This window comes from Roseobacter sp. (genome assembly GCF_045106495.1).
In the GTDB taxonomy this organism is placed as follows: domain Bacteria; phylum Pseudomonadota; class Alphaproteobacteria; order Rhodobacterales; family Rhodobacteraceae; genus Roseobacter.
The window spans coordinates 99,006-105,005 of the sequence record NZ_JBGCEQ010000026.1 but is presented as its reverse complement, the minus strand read 5'-3'; the positions used below and the strand labels follow the sequence as shown (position 1 = coordinate 105,005).

The following is a 6,000-nucleotide window of genomic DNA, read 5'->3' as shown; positions in this document are numbered from 1 at the left end:
CAACGCCAGTTCGTACAAGCGTTCCTGCGTGCAGGGATCAAATGACCACGATCCTTCAAATCACGGACACGCATATTGTGCGTGAAGGCGCGCTAGTTTCAGACAGGTTGGATACTGCTGCGGCTTTGGCGCGCTTGATTGATAGGATCCAGTCTGTCCGCAATCAGATCGGCGCGATCGATGTTGTTTTGATCAGCGGCGACCTGAGCGATGATGGCAGCGCGCAAAGCTATGAGCGGTTCAAAGCTATACTTGCTCCGCTTGATTTGCCGCTACTGGTAATTCCCGGAAACCATGACGCCCGCGGACCGATGCGGGCGGCGTTTGCTGACCAGTTTACGCAGGATGGGCCCCTTGACTGGGTTACGCAGGTTGGCGACCTCAAGATCATTGGGCTGGATACACTGGTCGAGGGATCGGGCAAAGGCACGCTTTCCGCGCAGTCTTTGGAGTTTTTGACAACCGCGCTGGCGGAAGGCAATGAGACGCCTACGTTGTTGTCGCTTCACCATCCACCGTTTCGGTCAGGTATCAATTTTATGGACGACATCGGCCTGACCAACCGTGCGGCCTTTCGCGATGTTGTGTCCGACCACACTGGCCCGTTGCGGATTGTCTGCGGTCATATCCATTCTATGATGGTTGCGGATGTGGGGGGCCATATCGCAATTTCTGCCCCATCACCGTGTTCTACGTTCGCCTATGATCGCCGGCCTGACGCCCCCGTGGGGTTTATGACCCTTGAGGACGGGTGCGTGTTGCATACTTGGGACGGTGGGTTTCAAACCATTCGGATCGGACCTGATACCGGTCCCGGCCCATTTCCGTTCTAACCTATTTCTCTGACAGAAAGCGTGGCCTGTGGACGACCCACACCCGATTCAATTCCTGATTCAAATAGCCGGGGCAGCAGCGCTGCTGATCTGGGCTGTCCGATTGGTCCGAACAGGGGTCGAGCGCGGCTTTGCGGCCCCCTTACGGTTCTGGTTGCGTCATTCCGCCAAGAACCGCCTGCTGGCGGCGGCCACGGGGATGGGGGCTGCGGTATTCCTGCAAAGCTCGACTGCGGTGGCAGTTTTGGTATCGAATTTTGTGGCCAAAGGTGGGCTGGCGACAGCAGTTGGTTTGGCAATTTTGCTGGGCGCGGATGTGGGTTCGGCCGTTGTGACGCAGCTTTTGATGGTGCGTCAGCCGATCCTGATCCCGATTTTGTTGCTGGTTGGCGTTGCGATTTTTCAACGTGCCCATGGAAGCACCCGCCAAGTTGGCCGCATTCTGATCGGACTTGCCCTGATTTTTGTATCTCTGGATATGATCCGTGCGGCGACTGGGCCGTTGGTTGATAATCCCGCCACACAGACTGTCATGGCCTATCTTGGACGGGATCTGCTGACAGCATTTGTTTTGGGTGCTGGGTTTGCGTGGATCGTTCATTCTAGCGTGGCGGCGGTGCTGTTGTTCGTCACGTTGGCTGCACAGGCCGTTTTACCAGTTCCAGCAGCCGTCGCCATGATCCTTGGTGCAAATCTGGGCGGTGCTCTCATTGCCTACGTTCTAACGTTGTCGGCCCCCTTGTCATCGCGCCGCATGATCGTTGCAAACCTTGTTTTGCGTGGCGGTGGTGCGATTGTGGTGACCTTTTTAATATCGGCAATGCCCGATCTGCTGGATCGTTTAGGGGCGACACCGGCCCGCCAATCCATCAATTCACATCTTGTGTTTAATCTGGTGCTTGCTGTCATCGCCTTGCCCTTTGTCGGGGTGCTGACATCTTTGCTGATGCCTTTGATGCCGGACAAGGTTTCTGAGGATAACCCGCTTGCGGTGGTCTCAGCTCTCGATCCAACCGCGTTGGAACGGCCCCAGCGTGGCCTCGATTGTGCCGCGCGAGAGCTGCTCGGGATGGGCCAGAAAATCGAACATATGCTGATTTCGGTCGAACCGCTCTATGACACTTGGAACACTGCAGCTGCGAGAACGATCAGCGATCAAGACGCGACGATCAAACAGATGCACCTTGATGTGAAGCTTTACCTCGCGAAGCTGGGTCAGACTGGGCTGGATGAAGAATTTGGCCGGCGGTCAATGGAGCTTGCGTCGATTTCATCGAGCCTTGATTCCGCGTCTGATGCGATCGCAAGGGTCATGCTGGAACTGGCCAAGCGGCTCGACGCACAGAAGCTCCAGTTTTCCCCCCAAGGTCGGATCGAAATTGGCGACTTTTCCGACCGGGTTCAAAGCAATGTACAATTGGCGCTGAACGTCATGATGAACCAGAATCCTGCCGAGGCCCGCGAGCTTGTTGCAGCAAAGGAAAAGGTCCGTAAGGTTGAACAGAAGCTACAGCGCAATCACATTGGCCGCCTACGTGAAGGTTTGGCCGAAAGTATCGAAACCAGCAACATCCACCAAGAAACCTTGCGCGCCCTGAAGCAGGTCAATACGGCATTTTCAATGGTTGGCTATCCGATCTTGTTAAAGTCCGGTGATTTATTGAAAAGCAGATTGGTCTGAAGGAACTCGAGAGACCTTTGTCCGCCTTGTGTACAAGGGCTGTCTTCCTTGCAGTAGCCCGTATGAATGACTGGTTTACTCGCTGAATTGCGGCACAGTAATTTAAGCAGTTGCAGCATAAGTTGTGCGGCGAGCGCGTGTGGCGAGAAAACCGAACTCACAGATTGGGCTCAAACACGCCTTTTGCTGCGACCTGGACGAATGGCGGCTTAACCTTTTTTCCCGTGACAGGGTTTAGTCTTTGAGGTGCAGGTCAAGATGATCGACGTGTGGCGTGTCCGACGACCCGCAACGTGTCGCTAACAGTGACCGAGAAGGGCTATTGCCATATTCCGAGCACCGGCGCATTGGACCAGGATCACGCTGATGTGCGACACGACGCCAACAATGCAACACCACGCAGCACCGCTGGTTTTGTCGTTCGCGGGCTACAGGAGCACCGTCGTGCCGGGTTCAGGCCCTTCACGGTCCTGAGTTGTGACAATTTACCAGACAATGGCCGGATCACACGCGATGTAGTGATCGGGCTGGTCGAGTTGATTGATCCTTCGTTGGCCACTTGGATCGCCGACAAAGCGCGCTTCCCTTCGACCATGTTCGACCGGATCGTACCCGCAACGACAAGAGACGACATCGCAACCCTGGCGTCCGAGACGGGTAATCTCGATCAAGTGCCGGTCTTCTATGAACCCTTCCTTCAGTGGGTGATCGAGTACAACTTTGTTGACGATGACCGCCCCGCATTCGAAAAAATCGCGGGCGTGCAAATGGTCAATGATGTTGCGCCATTTGAGTACATGAAGATCAGGATGCTGAATAGCACGCACTCGGCGGTGGCCTATCTGGCAGGTCACGAAACCATCGCCGACACAGTCGTCAACCCGGTCTTAAACGCCTTGGTAGGCAAGGTCTGGGCAAGCGAGATCATTCCAACGCTTGAGCCGCCCGAAGGTGTCGATTTGCAGTATTATGCAGATGAGTTTCTGGCCCGCTATGCCAACCCTGCCATCCGCCACAGGACGTGGCAAATCGCAATGGATGGCTGTCAGAAACTGCCGCAGCGTATCCTTGACACGATTGCCGACAATGTGGCGGATGGGCAATCATGCGATGGTCTCTTCCTGGCTGTGGCAGCCTTGGGTCCAAGCGTCGCTCCTGTTACGCGCAACGGCGTTCTGGTTGCATATGAACGGCTGGCGGCAAAAGGCACCGAAATGAGTGCGAGCTACATCACATGATCGAACGACGCTACACCGGATCAAAGCCAAAGACGGTGATGCCACCCGGTGCCATTGACACACAACTCCACCTCTATCTCCCCGGTTTTCCTGCGCAACCGGGGGGACCAGACCTGCCGCCTGCACTGCCGGGGCCGTGTGAATACCAGCAAGTGATGGCGTGGCTCGGTATCGAGCGCCTGGTGGTGACTCAAAGAAATGCGCACCAGTTCGACAATTCAAACCTGCTTTCCTGCCTGGAGGCAATGGGAACATGCGCACGCGGCGTCGCGGTCATAGACGCAAGCACATCCGACCAAGAGATCGAAACACTGCATCTTTGCGGGGTTCGCGGCGCGCGCATCATGGATTTACCCGGCGGGGCAGTCGGATTGAACGGTTTGTCGGGTGTTGACGCAAAGGCCGCCGATGCTGGCTGGATGCTTGCGGTGCAGTTCAACGGTTCAGACATAGTGGACCATTTCGAAAATCTTTCGCGCATAAGGTCACGTTGGGTGCTCGACCACCATGGAAAGTTCTTCCGGGGCGCTCAACCCGACGGGTCCGAGGTGGACATGGTCAAGCGCCTGATCGACGGCGGAAACGTTTGGTTCAAGTTTTCAGGCTGTTATGAGTCGTCGCGTTCTGGCGGCCCTGACTACGCGGACATTGCTGCGATCGCCCGGGCCATTGCTGACTACGCACCAGAGCGCATCATATGGGGCACTAATTTCCCTCACAACTTTGCCCAGACAACTGCGGACTACCCAAATGATGCAAGGCTTTTGGACACCAGTTTGAGTTGGCTCCCGAATGATGCTGCGCGGCACCTGGCCTTAGTAGACAACCCGGAGGAGCTCTTCGACTTTCCGCCGATAACGGCTGCTCCTGCTCGACAACAACAGTGAAGAGAAACTGTCGTTTTCAGGATCTTACGAATTGCTAAAAAATGTGCTCAGAGACTTCGTTCGCTGTATCCTTCTCCAATTTTCTCCAATGACCGATTTAGCGTTCGTACCCGTTCCGCGACACACCTCAGAAGCGACGTAAGGTACCGATCGCTATGAATTCGGTCCGCTTAGAATTTTGCAGGCGCGGCGAAAGTACGAAGTGAAAAGCGCACCGCAGCATCGCGAAAAATTCATGTACAGTGGTTATGAACCGAGCTGGAAAATCTGATCGACACAACCCGTGCATTCATGAGCGCGCAGCAAACTACGCGATGAACGTCTCCAACTAAATGCGGGGCGCAGCATAGATCGGAATTGGCGTCGTTTTAAGTCCTTTGTTCGAAAGACGAGTAGCTTCCATGATCACGACGTTTCATTTTTGACCTGAATATCCATCAGCCAAGCGGCAACTGAAAGAAAAAGCTGTTCTGCGCACAGCGGAGTAACATCCGCCAATTAAGATTACCCAGTTTTCGACTTGAAAACGCAAAGGATGCTTCAAGCAAAGCCGCTTCATTGAAGTCAACGAACGCCTCGCCTCTGACTTGCGGGACGAGCATGTCCAATTGACTACACCGATGGAAAGAACTTTCGAATCCCGGATGGAACTCAAGCCTTGCGACGACTAATAGGAGGGATTGAGCTTTGTGGGACAATGGGTAAGGTTTGTGGTCGCCTTCCAGTGCCTCTATGCCGGAGCGATTATTGGAGCCATGCCTAAGACAAGAACAAATAGAAACAGCATCATCTGCAAAGGTGCACGCAGCCTTATGGCGCCACGCTTTTCAAGAAGATGGCAGCAACGCAATGGAACAACAGAGGCACAAATTGCCCTATTCGGTCATTTTGCGGAGATGTGAATTAACCCTGTAAGGCAGGCAATTATACCGGTCGAAAATGCCATTAGTTCTGCCAAACGGGCTTCCACCCCAAACAAAGTGGGCTACAGGATCGTTAGTATAGGGAAAGTCCCTCTCCAGCGTAGAACAGTAACTGCCGCGTCTAAATGCTCACAGTTTCAAAAACCGAGGATCGCAACTTCGGCACCCTCAACAAATTGTTTTTGGGTTACAATGTCTCAGCGATCGGTGAAATGTGCACTGAAAATGCGGGTTGTAAAACCGTCAAACGCACCATTTTTGGCCGATATCGAAAAAGTGTTGCATTGGCCCGTCTCGATTTGGCTCATTTCCTATTAATTTCAAAAACATCCAACAATTCGTGGCTTATATCGTTTGTCACGACATCATATCAAATATCAGCCCGCGCAAGCGAAACAAGGACACTCCCGCAATCAAGGTCAAGACGGCAACCCCCTG

4 protein-coding genes are annotated in these 6,000 nt (G+C 54.0%); all 4 read left to right on the top strand.

Features of this window, described 5'->3' with window-relative positions; genetic code table 11:
• The coding region (locus tag AB8B75_RS16880) for a phosphodiesterase (RefSeq protein WP_405363977.1) at nt 1-833 on the top strand (833 nt) is incomplete at its 5' end.
• A 28-nt stretch (nt 834-861) separates the two neighbouring features.
• On the top strand, nt 862-2,514 hold the full coding sequence (locus AB8B75_RS16875) for a Na/Pi cotransporter family protein (RefSeq protein ID WP_405363976.1): 1,653 nt from the start codon (nt 862-864) through the stop codon (nt 2,512-2,514).
• Between the two features lie 293 nt (nt 2,515-2,807).
• Nucleotides 2,808-3,752, top strand: coding sequence for a mannitol dehydrogenase family protein (locus AB8B75_RS16870; RefSeq protein WP_405363975.1), 945 nt, complete (start codon nt 2,808-2,810; stop codon nt 3,750-3,752).
• Complete coding sequence (locus AB8B75_RS16865; protein WP_405363974.1) at nt 3,749-4,639, top strand: amidohydrolase family protein; 891 nt, start codon at nt 3,749-3,751, stop codon at nt 4,637-4,639. The genes AB8B75_RS16870 and AB8B75_RS16865 overlap by 4 nt, the downstream gene beginning before the upstream one ends.
• Nucleotides 4,640-6,000: the final 1,361 nt, after the last annotated feature.

Bases quoted from the DNA above. Each gene is read 5' to 3' on its own strand.
- AB8B75_RS16865 (WP_405363974.1), top strand. From the start codon at position 3,749: ATGATCGAACGACGCTACACCGGATCAAAGCCAAAGACGGTGATGCCA.